Origin of the sequence: Parolsenella catena, assembly GCF_003966955.1 — a bacterium.
Lineage (GTDB): Bacteria > Actinomycetota > Coriobacteriia > Coriobacteriales > Atopobiaceae > Parolsenella > Parolsenella catena.
On record NZ_AP019367.1, the window covers coordinates 519,019 to 537,235 of the forward strand.

At 67.6% G+C, this 18,217-nt stretch carries 18 protein-coding genes; 11 read left to right on the top strand and 7 right to left on the bottom strand.

What is annotated here, in order from left to right; genetic code table 11:
• The first annotated feature begins 70 nt into the window (after positions 1–70).
• The 7 genes from Pcatena_RS02430 to Pcatena_RS02460 all read left to right on the top strand — a co-directional run bounded on the left by Pcatena_RS02430 (position 71) and on the right by Pcatena_RS02460 (position 4,016).
• Positions 71–478, top strand: a complete 408-nt coding sequence (locus tag Pcatena_RS02430) for a carbohydrate-binding protein (protein ID WP_126421298.1) — start codon at positions 71–73, stop codon at positions 476–478.
• A gap of 9 nt (positions 479–487) precedes the next feature.
• The gene (locus tag Pcatena_RS02435; protein ID WP_126421300.1) at positions 488–1,054 is read left to right on the top strand and encodes a carbohydrate-binding protein; all 567 of its coding nucleotides are present in this window, start codon (positions 488–490) and stop codon (positions 1,052–1,054) included.
• A gap of 13 nt (positions 1,055–1,067) precedes the next feature.
• Positions 1,068–1,376: a hypothetical protein gene (locus tag Pcatena_RS02440; protein WP_126421302.1), complete on the top strand. Its 309-nt coding sequence runs from the start codon at positions 1,068–1,070 to the stop codon at positions 1,374–1,376.
• Positions 1,377–1,380: 4 nt separating this feature from the next.
• Positions 1,381–1,620, top strand: coding sequence for a holin (locus Pcatena_RS02445; RefSeq protein WP_126421304.1), 240 nt, complete (start codon positions 1,381–1,383; stop codon positions 1,618–1,620).
• Position 1,621: 1 nt separating this feature from the next.
• Positions 1,622–2,434, top strand: a complete 813-nt coding sequence (locus tag Pcatena_RS02450; protein ID WP_126421306.1) for an N-acetylmuramoyl-L-alanine amidase — start codon at positions 1,622–1,624, stop codon at positions 2,432–2,434.
• The gene (locus Pcatena_RS02455; protein ID WP_126421308.1) at positions 2,434–2,619 is read left to right on the top strand and encodes a hypothetical protein; all 186 of its coding nucleotides are present in this window, start codon (positions 2,434–2,436) and stop codon (positions 2,617–2,619) included. Before Pcatena_RS02450 ends, Pcatena_RS02455 begins: the two co-directional genes overlap by 1 nt.
• Positions 2,620–3,161: 542 nt before the next feature.
• Positions 3,162–4,016, top strand: a complete 855-nt coding sequence (locus tag Pcatena_RS02460) for a DegV family protein (protein ID WP_126421310.1) — start codon at positions 3,162–3,164, stop codon at positions 4,014–4,016.
• 275 nt (positions 4,017–4,291) lie between these two features.
• Here Pcatena_RS02460 and Pcatena_RS02465 read toward each other — a convergent pair whose 3' ends face one another.
• The 6 genes from Pcatena_RS02465 to Pcatena_RS02490 all read right to left on the bottom strand — a co-directional run bounded on the left by Pcatena_RS02465 (position 4,292) and on the right by Pcatena_RS02490 (position 11,635).
• On the bottom strand, positions 4,292–4,747 hold the full coding sequence (locus Pcatena_RS02465; RefSeq protein WP_126421312.1) for a PTS sugar transporter subunit IIA: 456 nt from the start codon (positions 4,745–4,747) through the stop codon (positions 4,292–4,294).
• A 114-nt stretch (positions 4,748–4,861) separates the two neighbouring features.
• A complete protein-coding gene (locus Pcatena_RS02470; protein WP_172596354.1) occupies positions 4,862–6,343 on the bottom strand; it encodes a PTS fructose transporter subunit IIC in 1,482 nt (493 codons plus the stop codon).
• Positions 6,344–6,627: 284 nt separating this feature from the next.
• Complete coding sequence (locus Pcatena_RS02475; RefSeq protein WP_126421316.1) at positions 6,628–7,545, bottom strand: ketopantoate reductase family protein; 918 nt, start codon at positions 7,543–7,545, stop codon at positions 6,628–6,630.
• Positions 7,546–7,663: 118 nt separating this feature from the next.
• Positions 7,664–9,331, bottom strand: coding sequence for an NAD(P)/FAD-dependent oxidoreductase (locus Pcatena_RS02480; protein ID WP_126421318.1), 1,668 nt, complete (start codon positions 9,329–9,331; stop codon positions 7,664–7,666).
• The gene (locus Pcatena_RS02485) at positions 9,328–10,704 is read right to left on the bottom strand and encodes an aminoacetone oxidase family FAD-binding enzyme (RefSeq protein ID WP_126421320.1); all 1,377 of its coding nucleotides are present in this window, start codon (positions 10,702–10,704) and stop codon (positions 9,328–9,330) included. Before Pcatena_RS02485 ends, Pcatena_RS02480 begins: the two co-directional genes overlap by 4 nt.
• A gap of 1 nt (position 10,705) precedes the next feature.
• Complete coding sequence (locus Pcatena_RS02490; protein ID WP_126421322.1) at positions 10,706–11,635, bottom strand: Mrp/NBP35 family ATP-binding protein; 930 nt, start codon at positions 11,633–11,635, stop codon at positions 10,706–10,708.
• Positions 11,636–12,235: 600 nt separating this feature from the next.
• On the opposite strand from Pcatena_RS02490, the gene Pcatena_RS02495 reads away from it, so the two are divergent.
• From Pcatena_RS02495 to larD, 4 genes are all read left to right on the top strand, one after another.
• A complete protein-coding gene (locus Pcatena_RS02495; protein ID WP_126421324.1) occupies positions 12,236–12,970 on the top strand; it encodes an iron-sulfur cluster assembly scaffold protein in 735 nt (244 codons plus the stop codon).
• An 18-nt stretch (positions 12,971–12,988) separates the two neighbouring features.
• On the top strand, positions 12,989–13,993 hold the full coding sequence (locus tag Pcatena_RS02500; protein WP_126421326.1) for a GGGtGRT protein: 1,005 nt from the start codon (positions 12,989–12,991) through the stop codon (positions 13,991–13,993).
• A gap of 251 nt (positions 13,994–14,244) precedes the next feature.
• Entirely contained in the window at positions 14,245–15,522 is a 1,278-nt protein-coding gene (gene larA / locus Pcatena_RS02505) for a nickel-dependent lactate racemase (RefSeq protein ID WP_126421328.1), read from the top strand.
• Between the two features lie 70 nt (positions 15,523–15,592).
• Positions 15,593–16,339: a D/L-lactic acid transporter LarD gene (gene larD / locus Pcatena_RS02510; protein WP_232619881.1), complete on the top strand. Its 747-nt coding sequence runs from the start codon at positions 15,593–15,595 to the stop codon at positions 16,337–16,339.
• A gap of 343 nt (positions 16,340–16,682) precedes the next feature.
• Here larD and Pcatena_RS02515 read toward each other — a convergent pair whose 3' ends face one another.
• On the bottom strand, positions 16,683–17,657 hold the full coding sequence (locus Pcatena_RS02515; RefSeq protein WP_126421330.1) for a hypothetical protein: 975 nt from the start codon (positions 17,655–17,657) through the stop codon (positions 16,683–16,685).
• Between the last annotated feature and the right edge of the window lie 560 nt (positions 17,658–18,217).

Consider the following 18,217-nt stretch of genomic DNA (forward strand, 5'->3'; position numbering starts at 1 on the left):
CCCAGACGTTGTGACGGACGGAACCCGCCACCATGCCTGGGATTTTTCCCGCGAGAGAAAGGAGCGGCGCATGGCTTTGAGGGGAGTTTCGGTCGGGCCCTCCGTCCGGCTCGTCACGGACGGCGGCGGAAAGCCGGTCACGGAGACCGACCAGCCCGAGGTGCCCGTGGGCTTCGCAGCGAGCTACACGCTGGTCGACGTCGGCGAGCGCATCGAGCAGGTATGGAGCGTCGAGCCTAGGTCGCGCGGGGAGGATGCGCTCACCGTCGCGACGATGGCGGCAAAGTCCCTGCCGGACGCGGACGCGGCCATGGTGCCGCTGCTCTACCCCTCCTGGTATGTGGGAATGGCCGAGTACCGCGCCGGGGAGCGCGTCGAACGCGGCGGCTCGCTCTACCGCTGCCTGCAGACGCACCAGCCGAGACTCGGCACCGAGCCGGAGGCCACGACCTCGCTCTGGGAAGCAATCGAAGGATAAGGAGAACGCATGTTACATGGACAGTTTATTAGCGGCTCGGTCTACCTGACCACGGACGGCAGCGGACTGCCAATCCGCGAGGCCGCCGAGCCGATGCCTGGCGCGGGCTACCACACCTCGCTCGCCTACGAGCAGCACGACGGGGCCATCTGGCAGGTCTGGACGATCGTGCCGGACGCCGGGACCGCCCAGGACGCCGCGCTCATGCTCGCGCAGATCCAGGCGGGCAAGCTGAGCGACGACGACGCACTCAAGGTGCCGGCGCTCTTCCCGCGCTACGAGAAGGGCCATGTCTACGCCCAGGGCGATCGCGCGCTCTGGCAGGGGACGCTCTACAAGGCCATCAGCGGCCACACCGCCACGGCAGACGACCCGACCGTCGACCCGCAGCATTGGACCAAGGTCGTGCCGTCCGCGAGCGGCGATACGCCCGCCGAGTGGGTCAGCGGCGAGTCCTACGCAAAGGGCGACCGCGTCACCAAGTACGGCCAGGTCTACGAGTCGCTGATGGACGGCAACACAATCGAGCCGGGCACGTTCGGCAGCGAGTCTGCATGGAAGCAGCTGACGGCTTAGTGGGGGCGCGCGAATGGAAGAACTAGCCCGCGCGGCCGTCCAGTGGGCCGTGCCGGTTGTCCTCGCGGCCCTCGCGGCCTCGCTCATGCGCCTGTACCGGCTCATGGACGCCATGCAGGAGGGTACTCGGACGATGCTGCGCAGCCGTCTCGTTGACCTCCACGAGCGGTACGTGGTCAGCGGCAAGGGTTGCCCCGACTGGGTCAAGCAGGAGGCCTCGCAGGTCTACGGTGCCTACCACGGCATGGGCGGAAACGGCACCGGCACCCATTACTACCAGGAAATCGTCAATGCCCCCATCAGGGGAGATTCGGAGGACTAGCATCATGGAGAAGTACGAGGAATGGGCAATCGCGGCCCTCACCCGCGCAGTCAAGACGGCTGCTCAGACGGCGGTGGCGCTCATCGGAACCGGTGCTGTCGGCTTCACCGACCTCGACTGGCTGCAGATCGCGTCCGTGTCCGGCGTGGCCGCCGTCGTGTCGCTGCTTACTAGTGTCGCGACCGACCTGCCCGAGGTTGGCGGCGCGCAGCCGGGACCGTCTCACGAGGGCGGTGAGGACTAGTATGGCCAAGCTCTTCGTCATCTGCGGCCACGGCGCGGGCGACCCCGGCGCAGACGGAGGCGGCTACACCGAGGCCGAGCGTGTGCGCACCCTCGCCGCCCGCATCAAGGCGCACGGCGGCTCAGGGGTCGAGCTTGGCGACACGTCGCGCAACTGGTACCGCGACGGCGGTATCAGCCGCCTCAATACCTCCGCGCCCGTGGTCGAGCTGCACATGGACGCCTCCGGCGTGCCGGGTGCGCACGGCGCCCACGTCATCATCAAGTCCGGCTTCGCGGCGGACGAGTACGACCGCGCCCTGGCCGACAGGCTCTCGGCCATGATGCCGGGCCGCGCCGAGAAGATCGTGCACCATTCAGAGCTCGCCAACGTCAACCGTGCCGCTCGCCGCGGCATCAACTACCGCCTCGTCGAGAACGGCTTCATCGACAGCCCCATCGACCTCGCCTACTTCAACTCGCACGTGGACGACATCGCGAGGGTCTACCTCGAGGTCTTCGGCATCACCGCGTCGAGCGCCCCGTCCGAGCCCGGGGCCGGCGCGTCCGGCTCCGGCTCCACGGGCTTCGAGGGCGGCACCTACCGCTGCACGGTCGACACGCTCAACGTCCGGGACGAGCCGGGGCTTTCCGGCTCCGTCGTGGCCAAGTACCACAAGGGCCAGACCGTCGTGCTCGACAGCTGGTACAAGGTCGCCGACGGCTACGTGTGGGGCCGCTACATCGGCGCGTCTAGCGGCAAGGAGCGCTACGTCGCCGTCGGCAGGGCCACGGGCAAGCCAGAGGCCGACGACTACCTCGTGAGGGTTGGCTAGTGCGCCGCGCGATCGGGGCGCTGCTCGCCCTCCTGGCGCTCGAGCTCGCGCTGTGGGCCGTCATGCTCGCCGACACAATGTCGGCGGGAGCGTCAGGCCCCGACTCCGACCTCAGGCCAGTCGTGACGGACAAGCCTGCGACCGAGGCGACCACCCACATCGTCATCGAGGGCGCGCTGCCCTAGGTGCGACATAGGTGCGACACCTGCGCCCCGAATTCTTAGCTCGAACCTTACTCGAACCAACTGCGACAAGCCTCTCCTCGCCTTCGGGCGGGGAGGGGCTTTTCTTGTGCTCATGAGGCGTGCGGCGGTGCTGTTGGCGGCCCTGGAAGTTGCTACTAATAAGTGTTAGTTCAGCTGTTCCTGTTTGCCCTACGCGATTTTGAGCACATTTCTAATTTTTGTCCGCAAACGAATTCAAGCCCGTAACTCGTGATATATAGTTCAAGCGGGCACCCTTTTTGCCCACCAAATTGTCGAGAGGCCGGGACCAAGTGGTTCCGGCCTCTTTTGCTATGCGGCGAGGGCGTCGCACCAGATGGAAGCCGGGTCCCTGGCCACTCGCCGGGTGATGGCGACGAATATCAGGTTTACATCTCCTTATCGACAGACGGGCGCGTTCGCGTGTGAAACAATGGCGCGTACGTGACCGCAGTGTGCCTTTGGGCCGTCGTCGCGTACATCAGCCGCGCGGGCCGCGCCCGCCATCGACAGGGGGAACAACCATGGCCAACATCGTCATCGTCACGGAGACGGGCAGCGACATCACCGCGGCCGAGGCCGCCGAGCTTGGCGTCGAGCTCGTGCCCATGCACGTTGCGATAGGCGACGTCACGATCGACGACGGGACGCTCGACCCCGCCGAGATGCTCGAGCAGTGCCGCCAGCTCGGCGTGCTCCCGCACACGAGCGGCTCCACGCCCGCGGACTTCTCGGCCGTGTTCGACCGCATCCACGAGGAGAGGCCCGAGGTGCAGATCCTCTACATCGCCTACTCCGCGGTCACGACGTGCTCGTACCAGAGCGCCTGCGCGGCGGCCGAGGGGCGCGACTACGTCTCGATGCTCGACACGGGCCACGTGACGATCGGCCTGGCGCTCGTCGTGCGCAAGACGGTCGAGCACCTGCGCGAGAACCCCGACATCACGGTCGAGGGGCTCCTCGAGTGGTCGCTGGCCTTTGCCAAGCGCGTGCGCATGGGCTTTCTGCCCGGTGACCTGGGCTACCTGCGCGCCGGTGGCCGCCTGTCGAACGCTGCGTTCGTGGGTGCCACGCTGCTGCGCATCAAGCCGGTCGTCGAGCTTCTCGACGGGCGTCTCGTGGCCACGAGGAAGCTGCGGGGCAAGATGGCCGCCTGCTCGCTCGACTTCATGGACCACATGCTCGCTGGCGCGCCGGCCGACACCTCCACGCTGTTCTTTGTGCGCTCGTGCGGGCTTCCGCTCGCCATCCAGCAGGCGGCCGAGCGGCGCGCCCGCGAGCTGGGCTTTGCGGAGCTTCGCTGGTATGACACGCAGGACGTCATCACGTCCCACTGCGGGCCGGGCTCCTTTGGCGTTGCGTTTGCCGTTGATGAGTAGGGCCGAGAGGCGCTGAGGGCGCGCGTGAGGGGCGTTTGGTGCGCGTGGCGCTTGCTTGGGCGTTGGGCCGGAGCCTTGCGCTATGAGACGCCGCAGAGCGTCTCCCAGCTCTGGAAGAGGTCCCCTCTGAGCATGCGCCCAGCGGCGAGGTGGCGACTGCCGTCGGGCGACTCGAGGTAGATGTCCGCGACGCAGTAGCCGCGGCGCGCCGCAAAAAAAGGAGGGCACCCGTTGCCGGGTGCCCTCCTTGAGGTGCCTGTTATGCGCGTGCGCGCTTACGCCACGAGCTCCACGTTGAGCGTGGCGGCGAGGTCGGCGGCGTCGTCGCTCTCGCGCAGCTTGGACTTGAAGTTGTCGTCCATGAGCAGCATGGCGGCCTTCGAGAGCAGGCGCAGGTGCGTGGTGCCGGCCTCGGAGTCGGGGATGAGCAGCGCCATGGCGATGTCGACGGGCTTGTCGTCGAGGCTGGGCCACTCGACGGGCTGGGCGTTCTTGAAGATGATGACGGCGGCGCTCTTCACGGCGTCGGTCTTGCAGTGCGGCACGGCGAAGCCGTCGACCATGCCGGTCTTGTCGATCTCCTCGCGGGCGAGGAAGGCGGCGTAGACGGCGTCGGCGTCGTCGGCGACGCCGATCCTGGCCGCGGCGTCGGAGATCGTGCGCAGCGCCTCCTCCTTGGTGGTGGCCTGCTGGTTGAGGAGGATGTTCTCCTCGCTGACGAATCCGCTCATGGCGAGTCCTTTCTGTGGTGGCGCGCCGTCCTGTCTTGCGGCGCGTGGGGTAAACGAGAAGGCCCCGTGCGAAGCGCTTTCTCGCACGGGGCCTATGTCAGTGCAAAGCGAGTGCTACTTGGAGGCGTTCTCCAGCTTCGGCTTCATGACGACGAGGATGGCGGCGCCAACGAGCGCGCCGATCACGATGTCGAGGCAGAACAGGCCGACGTTGCTCGTGGCGAGGGCGACGATGAAGCCACCGTGCGGGACGTAGCAGTCGATGCCCTGAAAGGCGGCCAGGCCGGCGCCCACGGCGGAGCCGATGCAGATGCCCGGCAGGGTGTGGGCGAGGTCCTTGACGGCGAACGGGATGGCGCCCTCGGTGATGCCGATGCAGCCCATGAAGATGGCGGAGACGCCCATCTGACGGTCGGCGTCATCGAACTTGTTGCGGGCGATCAGGGAAGCGATGCCGCAGGCCAGGGGCGGGACGGCGACGGCGACGCGGAACATGCCGTTGGGGCCGTAGATGCTGGAGGCCATGAGGGCCATCGTGAACGTGGAGGCAGTCTTGTTGATGGGGCCGCCCATGTCGAACGCGGTCATGACGCCGATGACGAGGCCGAGGACGACGGCGGAGCCACCCTGGAGGCTACCGAGGACGGCAGTGAGCCAGTCCATCACGAAGCCGAGCGGCGTGGCCAGGACGTAGATGTAGGCCATGCCCAGGACGAGCGAGGTGAGGATCGGGATGACCAGGATCGGCATGATCGTGTTGATCGTGTCGTTGACCTTCCAGGTCTTCATCCAGCGGACGAAGTAGCCGCAGATGACGGCCATGATCATGGCGCCCAGGAAGCCGGTGGAGACCGCAGAGCCGTTCGGCGTGGTCACCGCGTTGTTAACCAGGTAACCAAGGACGAAGCCGGGGGCGAGGGCGGGCTTGCCGGCCATCGAGTAGGCGATGTAGGCGGCGAGCACCGGGATCATCATGGAGATGCCGGCCATGCCGATGGTGTTCAGCGACACCATGAAGGGGTTCGTGACCTCCATGCCGTTGGCGCCGGCGGTGCCGGAGGCCAGCGAGAAGGCCAGGAACACGCCGCCGATGACGACGATGGGGATGAAGTAGCTCACGCCGGTGTTGAAGGCGTTGAGCAGCGTCTTGCCGGGCTCGGCGAAGATGGACTTCTTCTCAGCGGGCTTGGGGCCGCCGGGGGCGGCGCTGGCCTTGGCGACGGGCTGCTCGGCAACCTCGGCCTTGGCGGGCTCGGCGGCGGCAACGGCCTCGGCGCCACCGATGAGCGCGAGGGCGCGGTCAAGGACGTCGGCGGCGTTCGAGATGGCGTCGGCGGTGCCGACCTTCAGAAGACGGCCCTCGGCCACCTTGGCCTCGAAGCGGTCCTCGCCCTCGATGCCCACGTCGATCGTCTCGATGACGAGGTCTGCGGAATCGACGTCCTCCTGCGAGAGCTCGTCCTCGATGCCCATGCCACCCTGGGCCTCGATCTTGCACTCGAAGCCGCGCTTGGCGCACTCCTCCTCCACGGCCTTCTTGGCCATGTAGGTGTGCGCGATGCCGACGGTGCAGGCGCTCACTCCTACGATCTTCACGTTCTCCTCCTTTGAACGCTTGGTCCTTCGTCGCTTCGCTCGCGCCGGGCGCTGCGGTGCCTCCATGTCGCGAGGCGAGCGAACATTTCGTCGCCGCTTTTGTACCTCAGCAAATGGGAGATTCGCAATGCGTTATCGGTAAACGTGCAGATAGAACGTTTGTTATCATGGAATGGTTAAGGGATTAACCAACGCGAAAAGCTCACAAAATGATTCAATCATTATTTGTCAAGAATAATCTTCATTATTCGATAAAAGAGCACCGTGGCGTGCCTGTGGCCCGGCTAGCCCCGCCAGCTGGCCTCGATCTGGCGCACGCGCTCGTGCAGCCAGGCGTTCTGCGGGGTGAGGACGTGGTGCTTTTGTCCCAGTCGGCAGATCGTGCCGGAGAACTCCTCGACCTCGGTGGGACGGCGCGCGACGCGGTCCTGCGCCATGGAGGGCATGCCGTCGGGCGCCATGGACGCGCAGAGCTCGAACATGCCCGTGAGCTCCTCCTCCGTGAGCGTCACGCCCTCGGCCGCCGCCACGGCGCGCACCTCTCGCATGGCCGCGACGAAGCAGCGCACCTGCTCGGGGTCGGTCGTGACGGAACCGTACGTGCCGCCAAAGACCATGGTGGTCTGGTTGACGCCCACGTTGAGCATGAGCTTTGCCCACAGGCGGTGGCGGATATCTTGCTCGACGATGTGGGGAACGCCCGCGCGCTCGAAGAAATCCGCGATGTCGTCGACGACGCCTGCGGCCGTGCCCTCGGCGGCTCCCAAGTGGATGTGGCCCGCGCAGCTGTAGCGCAGCTCGCCGGACAGGAAGGTGGCGTCGAGGCCCTGGGCGGTTGCGAGCACGACGTTGTCCCAGCCAAAGCGCTCGGCGATGCGCTGCTCGCTCGTGACGCCGTTCAGCAGCGACACGATGCGCGTGTTGGGGCCAACGAGCGCGGTCGCCTCGTCGAGCGCGGCATCCAGGCCGGTGGCCTTGACGGCAAAGACGAGAAGCTCGGCCGTGCGCGCCTCGCCTGCGCGGACGCTGGCGAGCTCGCAGGGGCTTCCGTTGATCTTGAGCCTGTCGTGGGCGTGGCGCTCGAAGCGCGCGTCGTCCATGACGTACTCCACGGCATCTGCGCCGAGCGTCTCGGCCGCAATGCTGCCGTAGAGCAGCCCGATGGCCCCCTTGCCCATGATCGTCATCCTGCTGATCGCCATGCGCGCCTCCTTGGTCGTCCGCTCATTTCCGATGAAGGATTGTAGCAGCGGCCCCGTGGTGGCGGTGACATGTGGTGACAGGTGGGGACCAAACGAACCCGTCCCCTTTGGTCCGGCGTCAGAGGGAGTCGACGATCGCCTGGGCCACGCGCAGGCCGTCGGTGGCGGCGCTCATGATGCCGCCCGCGTATCCCGCGCCCTCGCCGGTGGGGTAGAGGCCCGCGTGACTCACGCTCTGCAGGTCTGCCCCACGCGTGACGCGCACCGGCGAGCTCGAGCGGCTCTCGACACCCGTGAGCACGGCCTCGGCGTCGTCGAACCCTCGCAGGTGGCGGGCCATGTCGGGGATGGCGGCGCGCAGCGTCTCGGCCACGTAGGGCGGCAGACACCCCTCGACAGATCCCCAGGCCACGCCGCGCGGGTACGTGGGCTCTACGCGCCCGCCCGTGCTCGACGGCTGGTGGGCGAGGAAGTCTCCCACGAGCTGCGCGGGCGCCACATAGGCCCCGCCGCCCAGCTCGAACGCCGCCCGTTCGCAGGCGCGCTGCAGCTCGATGCCGGCAAGCGGGTCGTCCCCGGGCAGGTCGCTCGGCAAGACGTTGGCGAGAAGGCCGGAGTTGGCGTTCGTGCCGGCGCGCGCCGCGAGGCTCATGCCGTTCGTGACCACGCCGCCCTCCTCGCTCGCCGCCGCCACCACGTAGCCGCCCGGGCACATGCAGAACGAGTAGGCGGAGCGGCCGTTTGGCAGGTGGCTCACGAGCTTGTAGGGGGCAGCGCCCAGCGCCGGGTGGCCGGCGGACGGTCCGTACTGGGCGCGGTCCACGTCTGCCTGCAGGTGCTCGATGCGCACGCCCATCGCAAATGTCTTGCGCTCGAGCGTGACGCCGAGCTCGCGCAGCAGCTCGAACACGTCCCGGGCGGAGTGGCCGCACGCGAGCACGAGCCTGCTGCACGCAAGGCGCTCCTGGACGAGAAGGCCGCCCTCCTCGCGTCGCTCGAGCACCACGGCGCTCACGCGCGGCGCCGTGGTGCCCCCCGTGACCTCGATGCCCGTGAGCCTCGTGCGGAAGCGCACCTCGCCGCCGAGCTCGGTGATGCGCGCGCAGATGTGGTCCACGACGCCGGGCAAGACGTCCGAGCCGATGTGGGGCTTGGCGTCCCACGCGATGTCCTCGGCCGCGCCGGCCTCGACGAACGTGTCGAGCACGAGGCGGTGCAGCGGGCTCTTCGTGCCGGTGGTGAGCTTGCCGTCCGAGAACGTGCCGGCCCCTCCCGCACCGAACTGGATGTTGCTCTCGACGTCGAGCTCGCCCGTCTCGTTGAAGCGCGCCACGGCCCGGCTGCGGTGATGGGCGTCGTCTCCGCGCTCGACGAGCAGCGGCTCGAGGCCGGCGTTGGCGAGTGCCAGCGCGCAGAAGAGTCCCGCGCAGCCCGCGCCCACGACGACGGGACGGCTTGCGGGCGCATGGTTTGTGCGGCTGGGCAGCGTGGGCGTGGAGGCCACGACCTGGCGGATGCCGCGGCCGTCCTTGCGGCGGGCGAGGCGCGCGAGAAGCGCCCGCTCGGCGTTCGCGCCCCCTCGCAGCGTGACGCGCGCGGTGCACGTGAGGTGCACGTCGCTCTTCTTGCGCGCGTCGATGGAGCGACGGCGAAGCTCCACGCCCGTGACGTCGTCCGGCGCGGCGTGGAGGCGCCGCAGGACCGCCCGGCGCAGGGCGCGTCGCTCGGCCTCGGGCGTGCCGTCGAGCTTGTCGAGCGAGAGCTTGAGGTTGGAGATCTCGATCACGAGAGGGTCCTTTCGGGAGAGGACGGGGCGTCCTTGCGCGGCGTCGGCGCGCCTGCGCGGGCTGCTCGGGCGTCCTTGCTCGGCGCCGTCGCGTTTGCGTGGGCCGTCGCTGCGTGGCGTGCGGCGGACGCTCCGCAGGTCATGCCGCTTGCCCAGGCCCAGGCGAGGTTGTAGCCGCCGCAGGCGCCGTCAACGTCGAGCGCCTCGCCGCATGCGAACAGGCCGTCATGCCCGCGGGCGGCGAGCGTGCGCGCGTCGAGCGCGGCCACGTCGATGCCGCCGCGCGTGACCTGGGCGTGCGCGGTGTCCGCCAAGCCCTCCACCCGGAAGGGCAGCCCCTTCACGAGCGGGGCCACGCGCCAGGCGAGTCCGCCCGCCTGCGCGCCGCCGGCAAGGCCGACGAGCGCCTCGGCGGTCGCGGGGTCGAGGATGCCGTCGAGCGCGTGGGCGTCTCCGGGACGGTCCGCGACGAGCTTGTCGACCTCCCAGGCGTCCACCTCTGGGGCGAGGTCGAGCTCGATGGCGTCCCCGGGCCGGACGTGCCTCGAGAGGTTGAACGAGACGATGCCGGACAGCCCATACTCGCGGAAGAGCACCTCGCCGGCCTCGCGCATGACCACGCGGCCCGCCCGCGTGAGCGTGGCCACGCAGTGCGCGCGCCGGCCGCTCAGGCGCTCGAGAAGGCCCGGGGCCGGCGCCGTGGCGGCCACGCCGCACAGCACGGGGGAGTCGGGGACCAGCGCAAGGCCGAGCGCGTCCGCCACGGCGCCGCTCGCCCCGCCGCTCGCGATGACGAGCGTGGCGGCGTCGAGCTCGCGCTCCTCGCCGTCCCACGTCTGGGATAGGCGGACGTGCCAGCCGCTGCGCTGCCGCGTGGCGCCAATGGCCTCGCGGCCGCACGCGAGCGCGGCGCCCGCACGCCTCGCGCGCGCGAGCAGGACGTTTCTCACGCTCGCGGCCTGGCGGCTGCGCGGGTAGAGCCTGCCGTCCTCCTCGGCCCATGACAGGCCGCAGCCTCGCCAGAAGCCCAGGATGCGCTCGAGCGCCACGCCGGGCTCGCCCATGGAGGCGGCCACGAACTCGGGGTGGTTGTAGTTGTTCGCCGCGAGGTCGGCGTTGCAGAAGTTGCAGCGGCCGTTGCCCGTGGCAAGGATCGTGCGGCCGCACTCGAGCGAGCGCTCGAGCACGAGGACGCTCGCGCCGGCCTCGGCGGCCGTGACGGCGCACGCGAGCCCCGCCGCGCCGCCGCCGACGACGCACACGTCCGCGCGCGCCGGCAGCGCGGTGGCCGCGGCCATGCGCTCGAGCTGCTCGCGCTCGCGTGCCCGCGACCCGCCGCGCTGCTGGGCCTGCCTCTTGCGGCCGCCCGCCACGCTAGACCTCGCGCGGGGTGACGTCGACGGTGCCGTCGCTCTCCTCGGCGGCCTTCTTGGCCTTGTAGGCGGCAGCCGCGGCGGCGGCGCGCTCGGCCATCGTGGGCTCTGGGCCCTGGGGCTCCTGCTGCTCCACCTCGAGCTCGGGCAGGTCGAGGGCAAGCGCCACGGCGTCGGGCAGCAGGCCCTCGGGAAGGTCGTCCTCGAACGTGCCCTTGTCGCACGCGGCGGCGATGGCCGGGTCGATGGGCAGCGTGCCCAGGACGGGCAGGCCGTAGCCGGCGGCCACCTCGGCGAGCTTGCTCTCGCCAAAGACGTGGATGTGCTCGCCGCAGTGCGGGCACACGGCGTAGCTCATGTTCTCCACGAGGCCCAGCACCGGGATCTGCATCTGGGCGGCCATGTTCACGGCCTTGCCCACGATCATGCTCACGAGGTCCTGCGGGCTCGTGACGATGACGATCCCCTCGATGGGCAGGCTCTGGAACACGGTGAGCGCCACGTCGCCCGTTCCGGGAGGCATGTCGACGAGCATGTAGTCGATGTCGCCCCAGGCGGTGTCGCCCCAGAACTGGCGGATGGCGCCGCCCAGCACGGGACCGCGCCACAGCACGGGCTGCGTCTCGTCTGCCAGGACGAGGTTGGCGCTCATGACCTTGATGCCGTGCTTGGACTCCACGGGGATGAGATGCTCGTCGGCCGCGGTGGCGTGGGCGTCTGCCATGCCGAACATGTGGGGGATGGACGGACCGGTGATATCCGCGTCCAGGATGCCGACGCTCTTGCCGGCGCGGTTGAGCTCGCGAGCGAGGATGCCCGTGACGAGCGACTTGCCCACGCCGCCCTTGCCGGACACGACGCCGATGAGGTGATGCACGCGCGACAGCTCGCCCAGTTCGAACTGGGGGATGCCGCTGCTCTGGTCTGCCATGTTCTCTCCGATCACATATATGTGTGACGGCCGCCGCGTATTCCCGCGCCGCGGCCGTGCGTTCGCATGCCTCATTCTACCCGCGCGCCGGCCAGCCGCCATTCTCGGCCGCGTTTTGGGCGCCGGCCTCTCGCGCGCCGTGCGCTCGCGGGGCGATATTGCACGCCGCTCGCATTGGTGGGGCGATTCTGCACGCCGCTCGCATCGGTGGGGCGATTTTGCACGCTCGGGAGGCTTCTGGCGTGCAATATCGCTCCGTCAACGTTTGGAGCGTTCAGAAACGCTATGCGAATGGCCGGGATCGGCCGCGCCTGGCCGCGAGCGGCTGCGAACGTGCGGAAGCACGCCGTGTGCGAGAAAAGTTGACCGCCCAACTCTGTACAACTCGCGGTCTACGTGGGCAAACGTTCGCAATTGCTTACTTGGGAAGCCTGTGGAGACGGCCCGTTCGCGCTATCATGGGGCCGTCTGTGGAAGCGTCTGCCCGTCCGGGCGGCGCAACCCATAAGGGACGCCGTGGCGCCGGGGAAAGCGCCGTGGCACGCATGTGCGGGCGCGCAGGGGTGCGCGTCGGCATCTACGCAAACAGAAAGGAGAGGCATGCAGTATTCACAGGAAGTGGAGAACATGTGCCCCGTCGCCAAGGGTGCCTACCACGGCCCCGCGCCCATCCCCGAGGAGGGCAAGTGGGTCCAGGCCAAGGAGATCTCTGACATCTCCGGCCTCACGCACGGTGTGGGCTGGTGCGCCCCGCAGCAGGGTGCCTGCAAGCTGACGCTCAACGTCAAGGAGGGTGTCATCGAGGAGGCCCTCGTCGAGACGATCGGCTGCTCCGGCATGACCCACTCCGCCGCCATGGCTTCCGAGATCCTTCCCGGCAAGACCATCCTTGAGGCCCTCAACACCGACCTCGTCTGCGATGCCATCAACGTCGCCATGCGCGAGATCTTCCTGCAGATCGTCTACGGTCGCAGCCAGACCGCGTTCTCCGAGGGCGGTCTGCCCGTCGGCGCCTCCCTCGACGACCTCGGCAAGGGCCTTCGCTCCCAGGTCGGCACCATGTTCGGCACCAAGGCCAAGGGCGCTCGTTACCTCGAGCTCGCCCAGGGTTACGTCACCCGCATGGCGCTCAACGACAAGAACGAGATCATCGCGTTCGAGTTCCTGAACCTCGGCAAGTTCACCGACGCCCTCAAGGCTGGCAAGTCCGCTGAGGACGCCATCGCCGGCGCCATGGGCCACTACGGCCAGTGGGACAACGCCGCCAAGTACATCGATCCGCGCACTGACGAGGAGACCCACTCCGTCGCCAGCACGTTCCCGGTTCACGAGTAGAAAGGGAGGGATATAACCATGGCTGTTACGTTCGAAGGTTACGAGCGCCGCGTTGAGAAGATCAACAAGTGCCTCGCCGACAGCGGCATCGCCTCCCTCGAGGAGGCCCTGCAGATCTGCACCGACAAGGGCTTCAACCCGCGTGAGATCGTCCACAACACGCAGTCCATCGCCTTCCAGAACGCCGAGTGGGCCTACACCCTGGGCTGCGCCCTGGCTGTCAAGCGCGGCGTCAAGTCCGCTTCCGAGGCCGCTTCCGTGATCGGCGAGGGCATCCAGGCCTTCACCGTCCCCGGTTCCGTCGCTGAGGACCGCAAGGTCGGTCTCGGCCACGGCAACCTCGGCGCCATGCTGCTCTCCGACGACACCGAGTGCTTCGCGTTCCTCGCCGGCCACGAGTCCTTCGCCGCCGCTGAGGGCGCCATCGGCCTGGCCCTCAACGCCAACAAGGCCCGTCAGAAGCCGCTCCGCGTCATCCTGAACGGCCTTGGCAAGGACGCCGCCCAGATCATCGCCCGCATCAACGGCTTCACCTACGTGAAGACGCAGTTCGACTACTACACGGGCGAGCTCAAGGTTGTCGAGACCATCCCGTACTCCGATGGCCCGCGTGCCGCCGTCAACTGCTACGGCGCCGATGACGTCCGCGAGGGCGTTGCCATCATGTGGCACGAGAACGTCGACATCTCGATCACCGGTAACTCCACCAACCCGACGCGCTTCCAGCACCCCGTTGCTGGCACCTACAAGAAGGAGCGCCTCGAGGCTGGCAAGAAGTACTTCTCCGTCGCTTCTGGTGGCGGCACTGGTCGTACCCTGCACCCGGACAACATGGGCGCCGGCCCCGCCTCCTACGGCATGACCGACACCATGGGCCGCATGCACTCCGACGCCCAGTTCGCCGGCTCCTCCTCCGTGCCTGCGCACGTCGACATGATGGGTCTCATCGGCATGGGCAACAACCCCATGGTCGGTGCCACCGTCGCCTGCGCCGTCGCCGTGAACGCCGCGCTGAACGCGTAGGGACAACCTTACAGAATCATTCTCGTGCTAGGTTTCTGGCGTGAGATGAGACCGCTGCTCGGGCTTCTCGGGCAGCGGTTTTCTTTTTTTCTGAACTTGGCAAACGGTAGCAAATTTGTCGTGGATGGTAGTTCTCGCGCGGTGTACCCTAGGCAGCGCCCAAGCGGCACCCCGTTGCAACGCGGTATCTACACCACAGGGCACGCCTTACATAAGGCGCGTCTGCAAGGAAAAGGGAAGCGATTCGAACCATGTTCGAAACCGAACTGCCGTATGACCACAAGACGATGACCATTCGTCTCGAGGACAAGAACTTCGCCGGCCTCATGCAGGGCCACCAGAATGACTTCAAGCCGTCCGAGAGCCAGGAGCAGCTCGTCGAGGACTCCCTCGACAACCCCTACGGCTCCCCCAAGCTCGAGGAGCTTTGCGCGGGCAAGCGTGACATCGTCATCATCAGCTCCGACCACACGCGTCCCGTGCCCTCGCGCGTGACGATGCCCATCCTGCTTCGCCGCATCCACGCCGCGGCGCCTGAGGCACGCGTGCGCATCCTCGTGGCCACGGGCATGCACCGTCCCTCCACGCACGAGGAGCTCGTCAACAAGTACGGCGAGGACATCGTCGCCAACGAGGAGATCGTCATGCACGTTGCCACCGACGACAGCATGATGGAGAAGATCGGCACGCTGCCCTCCGGTGGCGAGTGCATCATCAACAAGGTCGCGGCCGATGCCGACCTGCTGCTTGCGGAGGGCTTCATCGAGCCGCACTTCTTCGCGGGCTTCTCGGGCAGCCGCAAGTCCGTGCTGCCGGGCGTGGCCAGCTACAAGACGATCATGTACAACCACAACGGTCAGTTCGTGAACGACTCTCACTCCCGTGCCGGCAACCTGTGCCACAACCACATCAGCGAGGATATGTTCGCCGCCGCCGAGATGGCGCACCTCGCCTTCGTGCTCAACGTGGTGCTTAACGGCAAGCATGAGGTCATCGGCTCGTTTGCCGGCGACATCCACGAGGCCCACGAGGCCGGCTGCGACTTTGTGAGGAAGCTTGCCGGCGTGGAGCCCGTGGCGTGCGACATCGCCGTGACCACGAACGGCGGCTACCCGCTTGACCAGAACATCTACCAGGCCGTGAAGGGCATGTGCGCCGCCGAGGCCACGCTTCCCGAGGGTGGCGTGATCATCGACGTGGCCGGCTGCGCGGACGGTCACGGCGGCGAGGGCTTCTACAAGAACATCGCCGAGAACGACCCGGCTGAGTTTGAGCGCGCCTGCATCGAGCGCCCCAAGGACGAGACCCTGCCTGACCAGTGGACGAGCCAGATCTTTGCCCGCATCCTGGCGCATCACCCGGTCATCCTCGTCACCGACCTGTGCGACCACCAGATGATCCGCGACATGCACATGACGCCGGTAAACACCGTGGAAGAGGCGCTTGCGCTGGCGTTCGAGATGAAGGGCGCTGACGCCAAGGTCGCCGTCATCCCGGACGGCCTGGGCGTGGTCGTTGCCCAGCACTAGCCTATGCGGCCGCGGGGGCGCGGTCTGTCGATGGGGAACAGAAGGAAGTACGTTCGAAGGAGTTTTGCACGTGATCAGCAACGATCTGCTTTTCCATATGCTGTGCGAGTTTGGTAGCACGGCACTCATGATCGTCTTTGGCGTGGGTGTCCACTGCGACACCGTGCTCAAGGGCACGAAGTACCAGGGTTCCGGCCACATGTTCGCCATCACGACGTGGTCGTTCGGCATCTCCGTGTGCCTGTTCGTCTTTGGCGGTGCCGTGTGCATGAACCCGGCCATGGTGCTTGCGCAGTGCATCGTGGGTCTCGTCCCCTGGGCGAGCTGCATCCCCTACATGGTGGCCGACATGCTCGGTGGCTTCGCGGGCGCCTGCATCGCCTGGCTCATGTACGCCGACGAGTTCAAGGCCTCCGAGGGCGTCGTTGACCCCGTCGCGCAGCGCAACATCTTCTCGACGAACCCCACCAGTGAGGGAACCAACTACGCCCGCAACTTCTTCTGCGAGGCCATCTGCACCTTCGTGTTCATCTCCGCGATCCTTGCCGCCGCGAGCCGCGCCGGCGAGAACGTCCTCATGCTCGCCATCTGCGTCGGCCTGATCGTCTGGGCCGTCGGCATGGGCATGGGCGGTATCACGGGATTCGCCATGAACCAGGCCCGTGACCTCGGCCCACGCATGGCCTACCAGGTGCTCCCCATCGCGCACAAGGCCGACAACAACTGGAAGTACGGCCTGCTCGTTCCCGGCATCGCGCCCTTCGTGGGTGCCGCGGTGGCCGCGCTCTTCGTCCACGGCTTCCTCGGCATGTTCTAGCGCTTGTTTGCGTGACGCTTCGTGGCGCCGCTACCCCTTGCGGGTGGCGGCGCTTTTTGTTGCGCGCGAGGGTTGGCGCGAGGCGCGTGCGGGCTGGTGCGTGGCGCGTGCGGGCGGCCGGCGGGTACGTTGCGCGTGCGGGCGGCCGGCGGGTACGTTGCGCGTGCGGGCGGCCGACGGATACGTTGTTGGGGCGTTATTGCACGCCGGTTCCATTGCTGCGGCGTTTCTGCGTGCCGGATTCATTGCCGTGGCGTTATTGCACGCTGGGGAGCCGTTGAACGTGTAATAGCGCTACGCGAGTGATGATGACGTGCATAAACGCCACACCATTCCCGGGATGCTACGCGACATGCGGGATGCCGAAGCGCTCTAGCAGCGCTACGAGGCGTGCCTCGTTGGCCACGTCCGAGAACGTGAAGCGCATGACGCGATCGACGGCGAGCGTCATGCCAGACTCGCGAAGCCGCTCATCGCGCATTACCTGCAGCACGTCTCGGCCATGCGTCATGGCTGGGTTGACGTACTTCTCGCCACCGTCCAGCTCGCCGACGACGATCGTGCCGTCTGGCAGCTCCCAGAAGAAGTCGCAGCGCCAGGGATGACCGGGGTTGTCGGGGTTCTCGATGAGGACCTGCAGCTCGGGAAGCATGAAACCATGCTCAATCATGATGGCGCGCGCCATGGACTCACCGCCGCTCTCGCTGCGCGCATCAGCGTGACGCGCGGTTTCGAGCGCGTGCCGCACGCCGGGACGATGGCGTCCCCGTTCGCTGATAAAAGTGCCAAGCTCGGCAGCGTCGATTCCCAGGCGCGCGAGGCCCGCGTCTGCGATTGCGAGGCCCTCTCGAAAGCCGAGCTCGAGGAGGCAGTCGACTATGGTGTCCTCAAGCGAGGTGACGAGAATGCCATCGAGCCGCTCCACCATTGGACTGGTTGCTTCGGTGCGCCTGTGACGTGTGACGCGGCCCGCGCTGCGTGTCGACGGCCAGCGTTCGCCTGACAGCACGTGGACGCTCGCAAGGCGTCGAAACGATACAGGCAGCCCGTGCAGCAGCGCAGCGCTTGCGTGGCAGAGGACGAGTTCGGGGCGAAGCATGGCCTCGGCTCGCAGGATGTGTTCCTCACGCTGCCGGCGACCAAGGCCGTCCCAGTAGCCCTTTCGCGCATAGAGGTGACTGCGCGGGCACACGAGCTGGTTGGGCGTTCGGCGGTCGAGTGCGGCCTTGAGCTTGCGGTCATGCGCCGCGAGGCATCGATGTGCCCCCTGGGCCTGGTCAAGCAAGATGCCTATCTCGACGTCCCGTTTTGTGCCCATGTCTCCTCCGTTCGTCTCGTGCAGGGTAACAGGGGCGACGTCGAGAAAACCTGACGGGAATCTAACGGAGATCTAACAGCCCGGGTCAGGGCGCAATGCTTGTGACGTCCGTTTCGCCAGCGGCTCATATGCATCGGCGGGCGGCCCGTGATGACGTTGCTGCGGCGTTTCTACACGCTGGCTCCGTTGCTGCGGCGTTGTTGCACACCGGTTCCATTGCTGCGGCGTTATTGCGCGCTGCGCGGGCTCTGAGCGTGCAGAAACGCTATGTCAACGAGTGGGATATGCAAAAGCGCCACGGTAGCGAGCAGGGCGGCGGACGGTGCGGTGCCCGCGGCGTATCGGCGGCGGGCGGTGCGGTACCCGCGGTGGCACGGCGAGGGGGAACGGCGCGGCGAGCAGGACGGCACAGCGCGGCGAGCGGCTCAGCGAAACGCGGCGTATCGGCAGCGAAAAGCGCCCGCGTGCGGGGACACGCGGACGCCTGGGGAGCGCGTGCGGGGACACGACGCTCCGGGTTGAGACTCGCGCGCGGGGACGCACGGCCTCGTGGACGACGT